The organism is Streptomyces lydicamycinicus (assembly GCF_000829715.2).
Lineage (GTDB): Bacteria > Actinomycetota > Actinomycetes > Streptomycetales > Streptomycetaceae > Streptomyces > Streptomyces lydicamycinicus.
Genome location: NZ_BBNO01000004.1, coordinates 413,083 through 431,751 on the forward strand (window position 1 = coordinate 413,083; position 18,669 = coordinate 431,751).

The window sequence follows — 18,669 nt, forward strand, 5'->3', positions numbered from 1 at the left end:
CGGGGGAGCTCCACCTTGTCTGTCATGCTGCCGGATCCGCTTGAGTGGGTCCTGGACATGCTCGGCTTCAACTGGCCGCACGCGGACGAAGACAAGCTGCTGGAATGCGCGCAGGTCTGGCGCAATTTCGCGGCGGAGGTGCAGGGGCATCAGGCCCGGGGTGCCACCTACGCGAGCAATGTGCTCGCGGAGAACGCCGGCGATGCCATCGAGGGCTTCGGCAAGGCGTGGGAGAAGTTCTCCGGCAACTCGGGGTACTTCAACGACGCCGCGCAGGCGGCCGAGGTCATCGCGTTCACCTTCGAGGCCGCCGCCACGCTGGTCATCGGCATGAAGGTCGCCGTGATCGTCCAGCTGGCGATTCTGGCCGCGGAAATCATCGCGGCCCAGGCCGCGGCCCCCTTCACCCTCGGCCTGTCCGAAATTGGCGGCGCGGCCGCCACGCTGGCCACCCGCGAGATGGTCCGCAGGATCCTCAAGGAGGTCGCCAAGCAGCTCCTTGACGCGATCATGGAGGCGGCCAAGGAGCCGGTGATCTCCGCGCTGGAGGCCATGGCCTCCGACCTCATCGCCCAGACCGTCAACCAGAACTTCGGCGCGCAGAAGGGCTACGACCTCGGCCGCACCGCCAAGGAGGGCCAGAAGGCCGCCACCGACGCCCTCAAGAACACCGGCGAATCCCTCGGCGAAAGCCTCCGCGACGGCGCCGGCGGCCGCGCCGGACGCCGCGCCCGCAACGGCCTGGACAGCGCCGCGGGGCACGGGAGCGACGGCAGCGACTCCACGGACGGCGGCAGCGACGGCGGGTCCAGCGGGTCGGACAGCGGGTCCGGTAGCTCCGGTCGTGGCTCGGGCAGCGGGTCGGGGTCCGGTAGTGGGGCCGATGGCGGTGGCTCCGGCAGCGGTTCGGACGGGGGCGGCTCGGGAAGCAGCTCGGGAACGGGGTCGGGCTCGGGATCGGGGTCGGGGTCGGACAGCGGCTCCGACGGGGGCGGTTCCGGTGCCGGTTCCGGCCGCGGCTCCGGTGACTCCGGCGGCAGCGGCAACCGCGGCGGCGCGGACTCCGGCGGCTCCACCAGCCACTCCCCCCGCGCCTCGGACAATGTGGGCGCGGGTACGGGCGCGGACGGCGGCAGCGGCTCCCGTACGGATCCCGGCGCGGGCTCCGGTACGAACCCCGACTCCGGCTCGGACGCAGGCGCGAACACAAACGCGGGCGCGGGTACCAACCCGAGTTCCTCCGCCGACGGTTCCTCCCACGGATCGGACCCCTCGCGCAGCGTCCCGGAGTCCCAGCCCCTCCCGCCGCCGGACCAGCGCTCCCCCTTCGACGAGGGCTACTCCGGCGGCAACGACAGCCCGTACGGGACGTCCCCCACCCCCGACTCCGGGCACACTCCGGACAGCGGCCCGACCCCCGACTCCGGCCACACCCCGGAGTCGGGTCCGGCCCCGGACACCTCCCGCCCCGACGCCGATGCCCCCAGCACCCAGCCCACCCCCGACAACACCCCTGACTCGGCCCGCCCGGACCCGGACAACATCACCACCCAGCCCGCACGGGACACCACCCCGGACGCCATACGCCCGGACGCCGACAACGTCACCACCCAGCCGGCCCCGGACCACACCCCGGAGGGGGCGCGCCCGGCCCCCGCCCCGGACAACACCCCCGACTCGGCCCGCCCGGACGCGCCCCAGCCGGCGCCGACGCCCGCGCCGAGCCCGGACCCCGTAGCCGGAAACCCGCCCTCCTCCAGCGACAACTCCCCCGACGCGGGCAGCAACAGCACCTCCAACGGGGACAACTCCACGGGCGGCGGCCGCGCCTCGATGCCGCACGCCGGCACCCCGCCGCAGGGCGCCCCCGTACAGCACACCCCGTCGTCCGGTCAGCCAGTCCAGCAGCGTGACCCGGCTCCCGGCGACCCCATGCCCACGGTGGACGACCCCGACGACACCACCGTCACCACCCAGTCCGCGGGCACCGCAACCCTCCCCCCGCCGACCCAGCACACCGCCGACACCGGCACACCCGCCACCCCCTCCCCCCAAGGGGCCCAGCCCCACACCCCCCAGGCCAACGGCCCGATGACGATGGGCGCCATGCCGCCCCAGGGCGGCGGCACCGGCACACCCCACGGCACCACACCGTCCACCGGCAACACCAACGGCAACGCTTCCGCCCGCCCCAACCGCCGCCCCGACGGCTCACAGGCGATCCACGACGCAAGCCAACAACGACGCCCCGAGCAGCCCGCGTACAACCCGCGCCTCGACGGCCCCCGCCGGGAAGAGACCTCCCGGCCCTACAACCCGCGCCTGGACGGCCCCCGCCGCGACACCCCCACCACGCCTCCCGGCAACAACCGCCGCCCCGACGGCTCGCAGATCATCCACGACCACACCCAGCAGCCCACCCCCGAACGCCCCCCGCACAACCCCCGCCTCGACGGTCCCACCCGCGACAACGAGCCCCGCCCCGGTCAGAACGACCCGACCCGGCGGGACGCCGACACACCGCACCAGGACGACCGCCAGCACCGACAAGACCCCTCGAACCCGAGCAGCGACAGCAACCGTCCTGATGGTGGGCGTCCTGACGGTGGGCGTCCTGATGGCACGGGGCCCGAGAGCACCAGGCCCGACAGCACTCGCCCTGACCACCCGGGCCCCGACGGGACACGCCCGGACAGCCCGCGTCCCGACGACGCCCGCCCGGACAACGACAACTCGCCGCGCCCGGACGCGCCGGCCACCACCCAGCAGGCTTCGGCCATGGATCCGGCGACGCAGCAGCAGCCGCGCCCGGCCGACCCCGGCTACCAGCAGCACCCGAACCAGCAGCCTCAGCAGCCGGCTCCGCACCACCAGCAGCCGTACGCCCAGCAGGCACAGCAGGCGCCGCAACCGCACCCTCAGAATCAGCAACCCCCGCAGCAGCACGCTCAGCAGCCTGCGCCGCACCACCAACCGCAGCAGACACCCCAGCCGCCGTCCAACGGCCTGCCGCCGGACGCACCGCACTCCCTCGACCGGATTCGCAACGATCTTCAGGGCGGCCCCCAGGGGCTGCTTCCGACTCGCGCCATCGATCAGCAGTTGCTCGCCGACGCGGTGCCGCGGAACCCGGACGGTTCACCCGTCCGTCATCCGGACCCCTTCCAGCCGTGGTCTCAACTACAGAACGACGGTGGCCTGGTCATACCCGGCCGGTCCAACAACTGCGTGGACTGCAGCCGTTCCTTCCTGGAGACCTGGTTCGGAAACCCGCAGGTCTCCGCCCCGCGCACCTGGGACACCAACCCCGATGGCAGCCTGGACCGCCGTACGGGCGAACGCAGCGGCATCGCGAACATCAATCGCTGGGCCAACACGCCCCTGCGCCATTCCGGAGGAACGGCGGACGGGTACGCGCGCATTGCCCAGGATCTGAAGAACGCCGGCCACGGCGCGGGCTCCATCATCGTCGTGGAGTGGAAGGACGGCTCTTCCCACGCGTTCAACGCGGTCAACCACAACGGCCGCGTGGTCTGGGTCGACGCGCAGTCCGGTGCGGTCAGCGAGCAGCCCCTCCACACCCAGGGCGTAAGGGTCTGGCACCTCACCCTCGACGCCAACCGCCAGCCCTACGTCGCCCCCACCCAGCAGTCCACCCAGCCCCAGCAACAGCAACAGCACACCCAACAACAGCAGCCGTACCAGCAGGTCCCGCACCAGCAGCAGCCCAACCCGTACCAGCAGCAGCAACCCACGCCGTACCAACAGCACCCGCAGCAGCAGGCGTACGCCCAGCAGCAAGCTCAGGCTCAGCACGCACAGCAGCAACAGGCACAGCAGCACGCACAGGCACAGGCATACGCCCAGCAGCAGGCCCAGGCGCAGGCCCAACAGCAGGCATACGCCCAGCAGCAGGCGCAGGCCCAAGCCCAAGCCCAAGCCCAAGCCCAACAGCAGGCGTATGCCCAGCAGCAGGCCCAAGCCCACGCCCAGCAGCAAGCCCAGGCACAGGCACAGGCCCAGCAGCACCAGGCACAGGCACAACAGCCGCACCCATACGCCCAGCACCAGCCCAACCCGTACCAACAGCAGCAGGCGCAGCCCCAGCAGCACCAGCCGAACCCGTACGCCCAGCAGCAACCCCAGCAGCCAACCCCGCAGCAGCCCCCGTACGCCCAACAGCCGGGCCCGCAGAACCAGCAGCCGCACCACCAGCAGAGCCCCTACGCCCAGCAGCCCAACCCGTATCAACAGCCCCACCAGCAGCAGCCCGGCCCCCACGCGCCATACCAGCAGCACCCGTACGCGCAGCAGCAACAGCCCAATCCGTACCAGCAGCCGCACCAGCAACAGCCGCCGGCACCGCACCAGCAGCAGAACCCCTACACCCAGCAGCCCACGCCGTACGCCCAGCCGCAACAGCCGCACCCGTACGCCCAGCAGCCGTACCCGCAGGCACCGCACAATCCGCCCCACCCGGCAGCACCCGAGACCGCCGGGAACAGTTCACCGGCATCGGACTCCCAGCACCCGGACGACCGCTCCGGGAAACCGGCGGCCGACACCACCCCGCCGTCGGACAGCACCGGCCACTCCTCCCGCCCCGAGGAGAACGCAGCAGGCGACGGCAACCCCGCGGCGCCCAAGTCCGATCCCGACCCCACCCCGACGGACCAGGCCGACCACGCCGAACCCCACCACCAGAACACACCGTCGAACACGTCGGACACGACGGACACGTCTGACCCCGCAGACCACTCCACACACTCGGAGCGGCCGGACCACTCGGAGGACTCCGACCAGAACAGCCCCACTGCTGCCTCCGACACCCGCAACCGCGAGCGTCCCGGCGGTCTCGACGGTCCCACCGACGAGCACCAGCAGCAGGTCGAGGACTCGATCCCCAAGGGCGAGAACGGCGAGCCCCAGCGGCACCCGGACCCCGAGGACGGCAACTGGGTCGACTCCATCAACGACCCGGGCCCCGACGCCCCCGGCCGCAGCAACAACTGCGTCGACGCCGCACTCGCAGCCGCCGACACCTACTCCGGCAACCCCACCGCCGCCGCCCACCGCACCCCGGACACCCACCCCGACGGCACACCCTCCGACCGCGGTGAGAACAACGGCCGCGACCGCATCGAGAACACCCTCGGCGCCCGCTTCAGCGACTACGGCAACGGCCGCGGTGCCTTCAACCGCCTGGAAAACGACCTTCGCAACTCCGGCCACGGCTCCCAGGCCGTCATCGTCACCCAGGACAGCAAGGGCCGCGCCCATGCCTGGAACGTCGTCAACCACAACGGCAAGATCACCTACGTCGACGCCCAGACCGGCCAACGCAGCAACAAGCCCCTCCACGACGGCACCAACGGCGTCCACGCCATCCCGCTCAACGCCAACCGCCGCCCCCTCCAGGACGGTTCACCCCGCCACAACGGAGACACCCGAGGCGACCGCCGCCCCGCAGCCGAACCCGCGGGCAACGGCAAGGGGAAGAACGACCCCTCCCCCGACGACATGGACATCGACGAAGTGGGCCAGCCCCACGACGATTCCGACGTCGACATGGCCGACGCCGACGGTGACGAGAACTCCCCCACGCCGCAGTACGCCCACCCCCACGATCGCGGTGAAAGCGATACCTCATGGCAGGAAACGGGCGAGACTTCCACCTTCAAGGAGGAAGGCAAGAATTCAAAGGAATACGGCCTGGAACCGGACAAACTGCAGCAGGACCTTCGTGCGCAACAGCCGGTACACAGAGTGCGTCTCGACAACGTCCACAACCATCTCAACACCTGGGCAGACAACGGAAGTCTGGCGCGCGCACTGCGCGCCGTTGCCGGTGATGCCAGGCCGCCCGAGGTCGATGCAGGGCGCGGTCCGCTCAAACTCAACAGGGATGATCTGATCAGGCATCTGCCCGGCTTCGACAAAATGGAGCACGGAGAGCAGATGGCAGTGATCTCATCGCTCGCCCGCCTGAGCCTCTCGTTTCACGAACAGCATGGCGTCGGAAATAACCCGAATAAGATTCCGAAGCCTTATCTGGGGCGAGACAAAGAGCCGCCGGAGCCGGGCACCAGGGACAGTGCGGCGAAGAATGCGGACGGATCCCTCGGCGTCAAGGGCCACAAGGCGTCTGCGGAGAAATTCTTGGCAGACATTCCGGAAGCCGACGACGCACAGACGAACGACATCTGGAAGCATGGCCCCGACTTCACGGACAGAAACTATGCCGTCCTGGAAGTCGAAGGGCCCAACGGAGAGATCAGTTATGTGGTCGATTCGTCCGTCCCCACAGGAGAGAAACACGTTTCTGGCCGGCACTCGGAAAAGCACTTGATCGAATGGCTCAAGCGAAGCAATGAAGAGTTGCCGGAAGGGAAATCCTACACACCGAAGGGGCTCTACACAGAGCGTGAACCGTGCGGCAAGGGACAGGGGCACGCCAAGTGTTCGGACCAACTCCGCAAGCACCTCAAGGGCATTCCGATCTACTACAGCACCACCTACCGGACCGATCCGGAAGGGGTAAAGATCCGCAAGAATCTCGACGTACTCAAACGTGGCGAGATCAAGGAAATTCCCAAACTCTCCGATGATGAAGTGAGAGAAGAGGTCACGCGACGGGTCACCGAGCGCTACGGGCCGAATTCCGGGTGGACGAGTAAACACCTCAACGAACTGTCCGAGGCCGATGCGGCCGGCGCTCGAGAAAAGCTCAAGAAGGTGATTGAAAGTGACTACAAGAAAATGAAGGACGATACGCGGACCGAGAAGGAGAAGGCCATCGTCCGCGAGATGGAAAGGCATATCGCGTCACTGGAAGACACCTGGCAGCGGGTTTACCCTCAGCTCGTGAGCTAAACACGCAGGCCCTCTCGGACCAGCCTTGAAGCGCTGGTCCGAGAGGGCCTGCGTCTGCACCGCGAGGGGAATCAGATTTGCAGAGCCCCCTTGAACACCGCGTTCGTCACGTCACCACCGGCCACTGCGATCCAGCCATGACCGACCTTCTCGGCAATGCTGATTGTCGTGGGCGGAATCGAAATCCACGAAGCCACGCTCTCCGGGTCCGTGACCCCCTCCGCATAGTCGCCATGCTCCTCGGGATCGTAGAGCGGATCATCCTCATCCACCATCAGAGAGCGCTCAAAAGGCATGGGGTCGCCGATCCACTCAGGGTCACCGTAGGTCCGGTACCCTCGATGATCCTCCCCGTTCCGCGCGACCCACCACACGTTGTTCCCGTCGAAGTCATCGACCAGGTAGAAGTGGGCCTCGTTGCACCGCGCACTCAGCTTCTGAACTGCGTTCGCCCAATTGTCATTGATGAAATCGTCACCGTAGATCAGACGCCACTCATCGAACTCCGGGGTGATGAAGACGCGATAGGCGCGCTCCTCTTCGCCCTCAATTTCAATGGAATTCTCCGACTCCACGGCCGCGCTGATGCCCATGGCGACAGTCGCCGGACGCACATCGCCGAGCTCCAGCGCCTGGACGATGTCGTTCACCTGCGCCCCGCGCACCGCGAGCCACCCGCCTACCGGGAGTTCGTCGGGCTGCTCATCAACGAGCTTGACACGCACCAGTCGTTCGATGGCCTTGAGGTCCCGTTCAGCAATTTCCTGCCCACCGGCCAGCTCGGCCAACGCCTGTAGCGCGGGACGCCGGAGCCGACCGGGCCCCTGCCGCCGAATCCGCTGCAATACAGGTACTGCCCCAGATCCGATGGACGAAAGGCAGGACTGCGCCCGGACACCACCATTCCCTGTCGAATCAGCAAGCAGCGGAAGGAGGTACTCCACAGCTTGTGGGCCCAGCTCACACAACGCCCGTTCTGCGGTTTCCCATTCATCGGGGCCACTGGAACACAGCTGCTGGATCAACTGTTGGATATCGTCTGTCATAGCAGGAACCCTATCCAATGGACCAAGCGGCCCCCGGGCCAGCTCGGGGCCAACTCACCACTGACAGGCCGTCATCAGGATCTACCCAACGGCCGGCCTGACGGCCACGTCCCACCAGCGAGTGTTGCGGAGACTGTCGAGAGTGCACGAACGCAGGTCACAGATACCAGAGGCCGACCCGCCGGAGCCCAAGAACGCCACGCCGGCCAGCGCCGAGGAAGCACTGGCAATAGCCCGCGCCCACTTCCGCCCCCGCTGTCACGACGGCACCGCCGCCTCGGTGCACGTCCAGGAGTTCGACCTCGGCTATCTCATCTACGCCACGTTCCCGCCCACCGAACCTCGTTCCTTCGGCGGCACCCACCTGGTCATCTCCAAATCGGACGGCACACTTACCTTTGTGCCCAACTTCCCCCCGGATTCTGCGATCGCCCTCTACCGCAAGCGCCACGCTCCCCATCACTGAGCGAAAGACAGGAAGGCCAGATACGTCAGGCCATGGCGCGCGGCAAGCAAATAGAGGTGCCGGCCACCACGCCAGGGAGGCCGGATGCCCCGCGTCATATCGTTCCGAGGTAATTACGTGAATCAGCCCAGTATCCCCGGCCACCACCACATCTCGACCGATGAAGCGGTCTCACGCGTTGTCGAGTGGTGGAACGAAGGGCGTCCCGCCGGCAGCCGCTGCGACATCGTGAGCGGTCACGCCGCGGACGAGGTCCTGGAAGAAGTGCACCGGCGAACACCTCGAAGTCTGCTGCTCGATGCCGCGGGGCAGACGCCCGAGGAGATCGTGACGGAGGTACTGGGCTTTGTCGGTGTGCCGAGCGCAGCCCAAATCAACACGCCGTGGCGCCATTTGCGCAAATATTTCTCCGCCGACACGTACATCCTGCTCAAGAACGCACACCGAGCAGAGAGCAGTAGAAGGAGGGCCCACCAGGTGTTGAGCGCCAGAATGCACGACTTCCCCGGAGTGAACATCCGGCTGGCGAGGGAGGTAGCGGATGCCGCGGGCGGCCACATCCACCTGGCCAAGAAGGCGATTGACGCGCTGTTCACGTTTTCCGCAGGGCTGTGCATTCCGCTCTCCATGGAGATCACAGCGGCGTGGTGGGACGGATTCAGCTTGAGGTGGCGGGCCATCACCTCGACCACCCCGTCGAAAGGCATGCGGGGAATGACTGGGTCCACGGTCCGATAGGCGCGTCCGTCCTGCACGCTCCGTTCGAGTTCCAAGTCCACAGAAGTCAGGGGGAGATGCGGTTCGACGTGGCGATCTACTGGTCGACATGGTCGCCTGACGGCCCGGGGTGGGCTGCCGTGAAAAGCGGCATCGCCGCCCTGGCGAAAGACGGATGGGTACCGGAATGAGGCCCTCCGACCCTGGCCATGCGCCATGCGCAATCCACAACGTGCCGTAGGCGGCAGGCGGCAGGCGGCAGGCGGCAGGCGGCAGGCGGCAGGCGGCCCGATAAGACCCCCACCCCCGGTTGTCCACAGGCGCAATACGCCCCCCGCCCCCATACGGCACCATGGACGACCGCACCATCCGTGATCGACCATAACCGGGATGTGACAAGCGCACGCGCGACGCATCGTGCGGCAGGTGACGAGCGCAGGGGGCGAGGTGTCGTGCGGAACATGACGACCGCAGGGGGCGACGTGGCATGACGGAGATCAACAGGCGGCGGCTGTTGACGGCCGGGGGTGGGGTCGCCCTTGCGGCGGGGTTGGCGACAGCGTGTGGGTCCAACACCGGGCGGGGTGCTAGTGGTTCGGGGGCGGAGATCAGGCAGTGGTATCACCAGTACGGGGAGCCTGGGGTCGAGCGGGCCGTGAAGCGGTATGCCGCCGCGTACCGGAAGGCGGATGTCTCGGTGCAGTGGCGGCCGGGGGATTACGACCGGCAGACGGCGGCGGCGCTGCTGACCGACTCGGGACCGGATGTCTTCGAGGTCAACGGGCCGCTGCTGGAGCAGATCCAGGGCGGGCAGGTGGCCGATCTGACCGATGTCGTCGAGCCGGTCAAGGACGACTTCCACCAGGCCGCGCTGGCGCCGAAGATCTGGCAGGACAAGGTCTGGGGCATCCCGCAGGTCGTGGACATGCAGCTGCTCTATTACCGCAAGAGCCTGCTGAGGGAGGCCGGTGTCCGGCCGCCGCGGACGCTCGATGAGCTGGTGGACGGGGCGAAGAAGCTCAGCGGCAAGAAGACCAAGGGGTTGTTCCTGGGGAATGACGGCGGGGTGGGGGTGCTCGGCGGGACGCCGTTGTTCGCCGCCGGGCTGAGTCTGATCGAGGCGGACGGGAAGGCCGGGTTCGACGATCCGGCCGCGGCGCGGACACTGGGAAAGATCCGGCAGCTGTACGCGGACAAATCGTTGCTGCTGGGGGCGCCCACGGACTGGTCCGATCCGGCCGCGTTCATCCAGGGGCTGACCGCGATGCAGTGGTCGGGGCTGTGGGCGCTGCCGCAGATCAGGAAGGCGCTGGGGGACGACTTCGGGGTGCTGCCGTTCCCGAAGGACGGAAGCGGCGGGAAGCCGTCCGTTCCGGTGGGTGCCTACGGCTCGGCGGTCAGCGCGCGGAGCAAGCGCAAGGCGGAGGCGAAGTCCTTCGCGAAGTGGCTGTGGGTGGACCGCACCGACTTCCAGCAGGATTTCGCGCTGTCGTACGGGTTTCACATCCCGGCCCGGATCTCGTTGGCGAAGAAGGCCGAGCAGCTGCGTAAGGGGCCGGCGGCGGAGGCGGTCCGCTTCGCCACCGAGTACGGCTATGCGGAGCCGCTGTTGTGGACGACCGCGGCCCGTACCGCCTATCAGGACGCGCTGAGCCGGATCATCAAGAACGGCGCCCACCCGGAGAGTGAGCTGAGGCCCGTGGTGCGCAAGGTCAACGCCGAGCTTCAGCGGGTCAAGAAGAAGTGACGGCGACGGGAGGGAGCGGAGGGGCGGTCGGGGTCAAGGACGAGCCGGTCCGCCGGGCGGCGGCCGCCCCGGCTGCCGGGCGCCCTTCGCTCGGTGTCCGGCTGCTCGGGCCGCAGCGGCGGAATCTGTGGTTCTGGGCCTTCGTCGGTCCGTTCGCCCTCGGGCTGGGGCTGTTCACCTATGTGCCGTTGGCGTGGAGCGTCTATCTGAGCTTCTTCGACGCGCACAACACGGTGAGTCCGTCCGGTGCGGATTTCGTCGGGCTGGGCAACTACGGCGCGATGCTGAGCGATGCGTCCTTCCTCGGCAGTCTGGGGACGTTTCTGCTGTTCACGGCGTTCATCGTGCCGGCGACGTATGTGCTGTCGCTGGCCCTTGCGCTGATGGTCAACCGGCTGCGGTTCGCCCGGGCGTTCTTCCGGTCGGTGTTCTTTCTGCCGACGGCCTGCTCATATGTCGTCGCGGCGGTGATCTGGAAGCTGTCGATCTTCAACGGAGTGCGGTTCGGGCTGGCCAACACCGTGCTGGGGTGGTTCGGGGCGGACCAGACCGCCTGGCTGTCGACCACCGATCCGCCCTGGTACTGGCTGGTCATCGTGACCGTACGGCTGTGGTTGCAGGCCGGGTTCTACATGATCCTGTTCCTGGCCGGGCTCCAGCGGATCTCACCGCAGCTGTACGAGGCGGCGGCGGTGGACGGGGCGCGGCCCGGCTGGCAGACCTTCCGGCACCTCACCTTTCCGCAGTTGCGTGCCACATCGGTGGCGGTGGTGCTGCTGCTGGTGATCAATGCGTTCCAGGCGTTCGACGAGTTCTACAACCTGCTGAGCGATGCGCGCGGCTATCCGCCGTACGCCCGGCCGCCGTTGGTCTATCTCTACTACACGGCGCTGGGCCGGGATCAGAACCTCGGGCTGGGCAGTGCGGGTGCGGTGATCCTGGCGCTGATCATCGCGTTGGCGACGGTGGTGCAGGCCCGCTGGTTCGGCCTCGGCCGCAGGGAGGAGTGAGCGGGGGATGGAGGAGTGAGCGGGATGGACGATGCGCTGACGAGGGCCGGGCGGGCGCTGCGGGTGGTGCTGCTGGTGGCCCTGGCGCTGCTGTTCCTGGTGCCGTTCTATCTGCTGGTGCGGAACGGGCTGGCGACCGAACAGGACATCACCGCGCCCGACTGGACGTTCTTCCCGCGGGTGCTTCAGTGGTCGAATCTGACCGAGGTCTTCCAGGACCCGAACCTGCCGCTGGGGCGGGCGCTGCTCAACTCCACGCTGATCGCGGTGTCGACCACCGCCGGTACGGTGCTGCTGGCCTCGCTCGCCGGGTACGGCCTGGCCCGGATCCCGTACCGGCACGCCAATGTCGTCTTCTACGCGATCCTGGGGACGCTGATGGTCCCGGCGGCCGTGACGTTCGTGCCGAGCTTTGTGCTGGTGTCGTCGCTCGGATGGATCTCCACGCTGCGCGGACTGGTCATTCCGACGCTGTTCAGCGCGTTCGCCTGCTTCATCTTCCGGCAGTACTTCCTGGGCTTCCCACGGGAGCTGGAGGACGCGGCGCGGGTCGACGGGCTCGGCTACTGGCGGACGTACTGGCGCATCGTGGTGCCGAACGCCCGCCCGGTCTTCGCCGCCGTCGGCACGATCGTCTTCATCGGCGCCTGGAACGCGTTCCTGTGGCCGCTGGTGATCGGGCAGGACCAGGAGGCCTGGACGGTGCAGGTGGCTTTGTCGACGTTCACCACCGCGCAGAACCTCAATCTGCATGAGCTGTTCGTGGCCGCGGCGGTCTCGATCGCCCCGCTGGTGGTGGTGTTCCTGGTGCTCCAGCGGTACATCGTCGCGGGAGTGGAGCGCAGTGGGATCGATGACTGACGCATTGAGGACACCTGGCTGAGGGGGTACGGTGCGTGGCATGAGCACGCACCTGGACGTCCGTGAGGCGGAGCCGCGCGACCGCGGCCCCCACGGCGAGTGCGCGCCCCGCGGCCTGAGCTTTCTGCGCCGCCGCGGCCGGGTGGGCTCTCCCCCGGCCGGCTGTTCCTGTACGTCCTGACGGCTCGGTGAGCTGAGGCCGCGGCCGCCGGTCATCCGCGGTCCCGGGCCCGCCCGTACGCCCGCCGGCGACTCTCCCGTACCCCACCGCACCCCGCCCTGCCCTCCCCTTCTTCCTTTCCAGGAGGCTCCGTTGACGGCTCCCACCGACTCCGCCGCGCCCGCTCCGGCCACCAGTCCCGCCCCTTCCGCCACTCCCGTCCTGCGCCCCCACCGCATCCCCGCCGACGGGCTGTACGAAGGGCCGCGCCTTCTGCGCCGGACCCCCGACGGCTGGGACGACCGCCCCTACGAGCGCTTCGAGGTCGTACCGCAGGCGGCCACCATCGGGGCCGAAATCCGTGGGCTGGACCTGTCCCGGCCACTGTCCGGGGAGCTGCGTACGGAGCTGAACCGGGCGCTGCTGGAGTGGAAGGTGCTGTTCTTCCGCGGGCAGCGGCTGAGCTCCGCGCAACAGCGGGAATTCGCCCGGAATTGGGGCGAGCTGGAGACCAATCCGCTGCTGGCGCCGGGTGATTCGAAGGACGTGGTGCGGTTCGACAAGACGGCCGGCGGGGTCCCGACGTTCGAGAATGTATGGCACACGGATGTGACGTTCCGGGAACGCCCGGCGATGGGCGCGGTGTTGCAGCTGCGCGAGGTGCCGCCCGCGGGCGGGGACACGATGTGGGCCGATATGGCGGCGGCATACGACAATTTGCCGCCGGAAATCCGGGCACGGATCAATGAGGCGCGGGCGGTGCACGACTATCTTCCGGGCTTCGCGCGCTTCTACTCCCCCGCTCAACTGGCGCCATTTCAGGAGGAGTTCCCTCCGGTTGTGCACCCGGTGGTGCGCCGGCACCCGGAGACGGGGCGGCGGATGCTGTTCGTCAACGCATCCTTCACCACCCGCATCGTGGGTCTCGGCCGGGCGGCGAGCGACCGGTTGCTGCGGCTGTTGTTCCAGCAGGCGCAGGTGCCGGAGTTCCAGGTGCGCTGGCGCTGGCAGCCGGGGGATCTCGCGTTCTGGGACAATCGCGCCACCCAGCACTACGCGGTGAACGACTACGGGACGCACCGCCGGGTCGCCGAACGGGTCGCCATCGCGGGCGACCGCCCCTCCTGACCGCGGGGCCGGCGCCGGCGGAAGTCCGTACCTCCCGCACACGCCCGGTGCCCGGCACGAGGTCCCCGGCGCTCCTCACCGGAGCCGCTCGTACGCCGCCTCCTCCGCCGGGCGTGCACCGCGCAGCAGGGCCGCGCCCAGCGGGGTGAGGGTGTGCAGCACCGCGTTGCCCTGCCGCAGGGTGAGCAGCAGACCGGCGTCGCGGAGCACCGTCGCATGCTGGCTGGCGGAGGCCAGCGAGACATCGGCGCGCCGGGCGAGTTCGCTGGTGGTGCAGCCGACGCCGATCCGCTGAAGTATCGCGGAGCGGGTCTGCCCGACCAGCCGGCCCAGGGAGCGCTCCGGCGGGACCTGGGGCGTGAGCCGGGGCGTGGGATGCTCCACCGGGTAGACCAGGACGGGCGTCAGCTCCGGGTTGTGGAAGGTGACGGGGGTGCGGCGGCAGAAGTACGACGGCAGCAGCAACAGCCCCCGGCCGTTGAGGTGGAGATCGCGGTCCACCGGATAGTCGGCCTCCAGGACCGGCGGGCGCCAGCGCATCATCGGCGGGAGCGAGGCGAGCAGCCGGTCCGCGCCGCCGTCGAGCAGTGCCCGGCCGCGGGCCGCCCGGTCGGCCTCTATGCGGCCCTGGACGCGCGGCCAGTAGGGAGCGACGGCCGCCTCGTAATAGCGCTGGAGTATCCCGGCGAGCCGGCCGAGGGCACGGGTGTCGCCGTCGGCCATCGCCCGTATCCAGGACGGGAACGGGCGGGCGGCAGTGGAGAGCCGGGCGAGCTCGGCGCCGAGCCGGGAGGCGGGCGTCTCCCGCAGGGCGGCGAGCGCGTCGGTCATCCCGAGGAGCCCTTCGGCGGGCGTCAGGAAATCGGGAAAATAGCCGCGCGTGGGCACCAGCGGCGCCAGCAGCCGCGCTTCGCCATTCAACCTTCCCCGTGTTTCCGATCGCCATTTGCCGAACGCCGAATCGTCCCGTCTGTCACGTAGCCGGTGAAAGCTTAAGACGGTCTCCCACAGTGCGTCCGGGCGTGCCGCAATGCGCACCCGGGCCAGATCGAGTCCACTGAAATGGACGCGTAACACCGAACCCCCACCCCTGGTTTCCTCAGTCGGCCCCCGGCACGCCTGAGTATGCACGCCAACACGCGCGGTCACCATGCCCTTTTGGCCAGACTTGAAAGTGGTCGCGCCACCAGGGGGCCGGAAGGAATGCTGTACTCAATTCAACGGCGGTGCGAACGGACCGGGTTGCTCGATCCCGTGGGGGGTGATGGGCACACCACCGGCCGCTCGGCAGCCCCGTTGAAGGCCGCCTTCCCGCGCCGACCGGGGTGGCGGCAGCTCCCGAGGGGGGAGTCCGGAGAAAACGAGGGCGGCACCTCCGCACAGGTGCCGCTCTCGTCGGACCGGACAGGAGCCCGAGGGCCGTCGTCCGGCCCCGCTCCACCGGATGCACCCTCGGGGACACGGGGGCAGGCTGGAGGCATGGCCGAGCACCCGCCCGTCATCGTGCATCCGCCGTCGCCCACCGGTGGCCGGCGCGTCACGATCGAGGGCGAGATCCTCGGCCTCGCGTACAGCAGCGTCGATCTTCTGGAGTTTCTGCGCCGGGCCGGTCTGGACACCGACATGGTGTCGCTCGACGACCACGACCTGATCGAATGGCGGGGCGGCGGCCACAACGTCTGGATATGACGAAGGGCGGCACCTCCGCACAGGTGCCGCCCTCGTCGGGGTGCCGGAGCCGGCGTCAGGCCGGTGAGGGTGAGGTGCCATGGCACCGGGCTCCGGTGGGCTGTCCGGGGCGCCGCGGACGCGCCTGGCGCCCGCGGTGCTCCGGTGGGTCAGCGGCTGTCGCTGCCCTTGGACTCGGCGGCCGCCCGGCCCGCCTCCAGCCGTGCGACCGGGATGCGGAACGGGGAGCAGGAGACGTAGTCCAGTCCGGCCTCGTGGAAGAAGTGCACGGACTCCGGGTCACCGCCGTGCTCACCGCAGACCCCGAGCTTGAGGTCGGGGCGGGTGGCGCGGCCGGCCGCGGCGGCGTTGCGGACCAGGGAGCCCACGCCGTCCTTGTCGATGGTCTCGAACGGGCTGACGCCGAAGATGCCCTTCTCCAGGTAGGCGGTGAAGAAGCTGGCCTCGACGTCGTCGCGGCTGAAGCCCCAGACCGTCTGCGTGAGGTCGTTCGTACCGAAGGAGAAGAAGTCCGCGGACTCCGCGATCTGACCGGCCGTGAGGGCGGCGCGGGGCAGCTCGATCATCGTGCCGAGAGTGAGCTTGAGGCTGACGCCGTGGGCCTTCTCGACCTCGGCGATGACCTGCTCGGCCTCCTCGCGGACGATCTCCAGCTCCTGGACGGTGCCGACCAGCGGAATCATGATCTCCGCACGCGGGTCGCCCTTGGCGTTCTTGCGCTCGGCGGCCGCCTCGGCGATCGCGCGCACCTGCATCGCGAACAGACCGGGGATGACCAGGCCGAGGCGTACGCCGCGCAGACCCAGCATCGGGTTCTGCTCGTGCAGCTTGTGCACGGCCTGGAGGAGTCGCAGATCGTTCTCGTTGGCGTCCTTGCGGGCCTCGGCGAGCGCGACCCGCACCGACAGCTCGGTGATGTCGGGCAGGAACTCGTGCAGCGGCGGGTCCAGCAGCCGGACGGTCACCGGCAGCCCGTCCATCGACTCGAACAGCTCGATGAAGTCGGCCTTCTGGAGCGGCAGCAGCTGGCTGAGCGCGGCGTCCCGGTCGGTCTCGGTGTCGGCCAGGATGAGCCGCTCGACCATCTCGCGGCGCTCACCGAGGAACATGTGCTCGGTACGGCACAGGCCGATGCCCTGGGCGCCGAACCGGCGGGCGCGGGCGGCGTCCTCGGCGTTGTCGGCGTTGGCCCGTACGCGCAGCCGGCGCACCCGGTCCGCGTACGCCATGATCCGGTGGACGGCCTTGACCAGCTCGTCGGCGTCCTCGGCACCGGCGTGCATCCGGCCCTCGAAGTACTCCACGACCGGGGACGGCACGACCGGCACCTCACCGGCGTAGACCTTGCCGGTGGAGCCGTCGATGGAGACGGTGTCGCCCTCCTCGATGACGATCCCGTCCTGGGTCGTCATCTTGCGGGACTTGGTGTCGACCTCCAGCTCCTCGGCGCCGCAGACACAGGTCTTGCCCATGCCGCGGGCGACGACGGCGGCGTGCGAGGTCTTGCCGCCGCGGGAGGTGAGGATGCCCTCGGCGGCGATCATGCCGTTGAGGTCGTCGGGGTTGGTCTCCCGGCGGATCAGGATGACCTTCTCGCCGGAGCGCGACCACTTGACGGCGGTGTACGAGTCGAAGACGGCCTTGCCGACCGCCGCGCCCGGGGAGGCGGCGATACCGCGGCCGATCATCTCGGACTTCGCGCCGAGGTCGAAGCGGGGGAACATCAGCTGCGCCAGCTGTGCGCCGTTGACCCGCTGGAGGGCCTCGGCCTCGTCGATCAGGCCCTGGTCCACGAGCTGGGTGGCGATCCGGAAGGCGGCACCGGCGGTGCGCTTGCCGACCCGGGTCTGGAGCATCCACAGCTTGCCGCGCTCAATGGTGAACTCGATGTCGCACAGGTCCTTGTAGTGCGTTTCGAGCGTCTCCATGATCTGCATCAGCTGGTCGTACGACGCCTTGTCGATGTTCTCGAGGTCGGCGAGCGGCACGGTGTTGCGGATACCGGCGACGACGTCCTCGCCCTGGGCGTTCTGGAGGTAGTCGCCGTAGACGCCCTGGTGACCGCTGGCGGGGTCGCGGGTGAAGGCGACACCGGTGCCGGAGTCGGGGCCGAGGTTGCCGAAGACCATGGAGCAGACGTTGACCGCGGTGCCGAGGTCGCCGGGGATGCGCTCCTGGCGGCGGTAGAGCTTGGCGCGGTCGGTGTTCCACGAGTCGAAGACCGCGCGCACCGCGAGGTCCATCTGCTCGCGCGGCTCCTGCGGGAAGTCGCGGCCGGTCTCCTTGGCGACGATGTCCTTGAAGTGCGCGACCAGGCTCTGGAGGTCGGCGGCGTCCAGCTCGATGTCGACGCGGACACCCTTGGCCTGCTTGGCCTCCTCCAGCGCCTCCTCGAAGAGCTCGCCGTCGACGCCCAGCACGGTCTTGCCGAACATCTGGATGAGGCGGCGGTAGGAGTCCCACGCGAACCGCTCGTCACCGGCCTGCGCGGCGAGGCCGGAAACCGACGCATCGGAGAGGCCGATGTTGAGGACGGTGTCCATCATGCCGGGCATGGAGAACTTCGCACCGGAACGTACCGATACGAGCAGCGGGTCATCGGCCTGGCCGAGCTTCTTGCCCATCTTCTGCTCAAGGGCGTCGAGGTGCTCGGAGACCTCGGCACGGAGTGCCGCGGGCTCGGTCCCGCTGTCGAGGTAGACCTTGCAGGCTTCAGTGGTGATCGTGAAGCCGGGAGGGACCGGAAGTCCCAGGTTGGTCATCTCGGCGAGGTTCGCACCCTTGCCGCCTAGCAGGTCCTTGAGGTCCTTGTTGCCCTCGGTGAAGTCGTAGACGAACTTCGCGGACGAAGGCTTGGTTACGTGGGGATCTTGTGTTTCCGGCACGGCACTGACTCCTCGCCGACGGGCTGCCCTGACGGCGAGGAACATACCCAGATCGAAGGCGTATGGGTACGTCCACTTGGTCGACAT

The 18,669-nt window shown here is 68.9% G+C and carries 12 protein-coding genes; 9 read left to right on the top strand and 3 right to left on the bottom strand.

Going from position 1 to position 18,669, the window contains the following annotated elements:
- Positions 1–24: 24 nt before the first annotated feature.
- The gene (locus TU31_RS40255) at positions 25–6,873 is read left to right on the top strand and encodes a toxin glutamine deamidase domain-containing protein (RefSeq protein WP_042154585.1); all 6,849 of its coding nucleotides are present in this window, start codon (positions 25–27) and stop codon (positions 6,871–6,873) included.
- A gap of 71 nt (positions 6,874–6,944) precedes the next feature.
- Here the strand turns inward: TU31_RS40255 and TU31_RS15170 are convergent, their stop codons facing one another.
- On the bottom strand, positions 6,945–7,919 hold the full coding sequence (locus tag TU31_RS15170; protein WP_158894501.1) for a HEAT repeat domain-containing protein: 975 nt from the start codon (positions 7,917–7,919) through the stop codon (positions 6,945–6,947).
- A 142-nt stretch (positions 7,920–8,061) separates the two neighbouring features.
- Between TU31_RS15170 and TU31_RS15175 the strand changes: the two genes are divergently transcribed.
- The 7 genes from TU31_RS15175 to TU31_RS15200 all read left to right on the top strand — a co-directional run bounded on the left by TU31_RS15175 (position 8,062) and on the right by TU31_RS15200 (position 14,008).
- Complete coding sequence (locus tag TU31_RS15175; RefSeq protein WP_245698552.1) at positions 8,062–8,385, top strand: SUKH-4 family immunity protein; 324 nt, start codon at positions 8,062–8,064, stop codon at positions 8,383–8,385.
- 117 nt (positions 8,386–8,502) lie between these two features.
- Positions 8,503–9,123, top strand: coding sequence for a hypothetical protein (locus TU31_RS15180; protein WP_158894503.1), 621 nt, complete (start codon positions 8,503–8,505; stop codon positions 9,121–9,123).
- A 466-nt stretch (positions 9,124–9,589) separates the two neighbouring features.
- The gene (locus tag TU31_RS15185) at positions 9,590–10,849 is read left to right on the top strand and encodes an ABC transporter substrate-binding protein (protein WP_078885793.1); all 1,260 of its coding nucleotides are present in this window, start codon (positions 9,590–9,592) and stop codon (positions 10,847–10,849) included.
- 101 nt (positions 10,850–10,950) lie between these two features.
- Positions 10,951–11,859: a carbohydrate ABC transporter permease gene (locus tag TU31_RS15190; protein ID WP_042155478.1), complete on the top strand. Its 909-nt coding sequence runs from the start codon at positions 10,951–10,953 to the stop codon at positions 11,857–11,859.
- 24 nt (positions 11,860–11,883) lie between these two features.
- Complete coding sequence (locus TU31_RS15195) at positions 11,884–12,720, top strand: carbohydrate ABC transporter permease (protein ID WP_042154590.1); 837 nt, start codon at positions 11,884–11,886, stop codon at positions 12,718–12,720.
- A 40-nt stretch (positions 12,721–12,760) separates the two neighbouring features.
- Positions 12,761–12,901, top strand: coding sequence for a hypothetical protein (locus TU31_RS38645; RefSeq protein WP_158092687.1), 141 nt, complete (start codon positions 12,761–12,763; stop codon positions 12,899–12,901).
- Between the two features lie 201 nt (positions 12,902–13,102).
- Positions 13,103–14,008 carry a TauD/TfdA dioxygenase family protein gene (locus TU31_RS15200; RefSeq protein WP_181018623.1) on the top strand — a complete coding sequence of 302 codons (906 nt, stop codon included), beginning with the start codon at positions 13,103–13,105 and terminating at the stop codon, positions 14,006–14,008.
- Between the two features lie 75 nt (positions 14,009–14,083).
- On the opposite strand, the gene TU31_RS15205 is transcribed toward TU31_RS15200, so the two are convergent.
- Positions 14,084–14,929 carry an ArsR/SmtB family transcription factor gene (locus tag TU31_RS15205; RefSeq protein ID WP_052718957.1) on the bottom strand — a complete coding sequence of 282 codons (846 nt, stop codon included), beginning with the start codon at positions 14,927–14,929 and terminating at the stop codon, positions 14,084–14,086.
- A gap of 558 nt (positions 14,930–15,487) precedes the next feature.
- Here TU31_RS15205 and TU31_RS15210 point away from each other — a divergent pair.
- Positions 15,488–15,697 (top strand): hypothetical protein, encoded by a 210-nt coding sequence (locus tag TU31_RS15210; protein WP_042154593.1) that lies wholly within the window; start codon positions 15,488–15,490, stop codon positions 15,695–15,697.
- A gap of 149 nt (positions 15,698–15,846) precedes the next feature.
- On the opposite strand, the gene ppdK is transcribed toward TU31_RS15210, so the two are convergent.
- Positions 15,847–18,627 (bottom strand): pyruvate, phosphate dikinase, encoded by a 2,781-nt coding sequence (ppdK, locus tag TU31_RS15215; protein ID WP_370682744.1) that lies wholly within the window; start codon positions 18,625–18,627, stop codon positions 15,847–15,849.
- Positions 18,628–18,669: the final 42 nt, after the last annotated feature.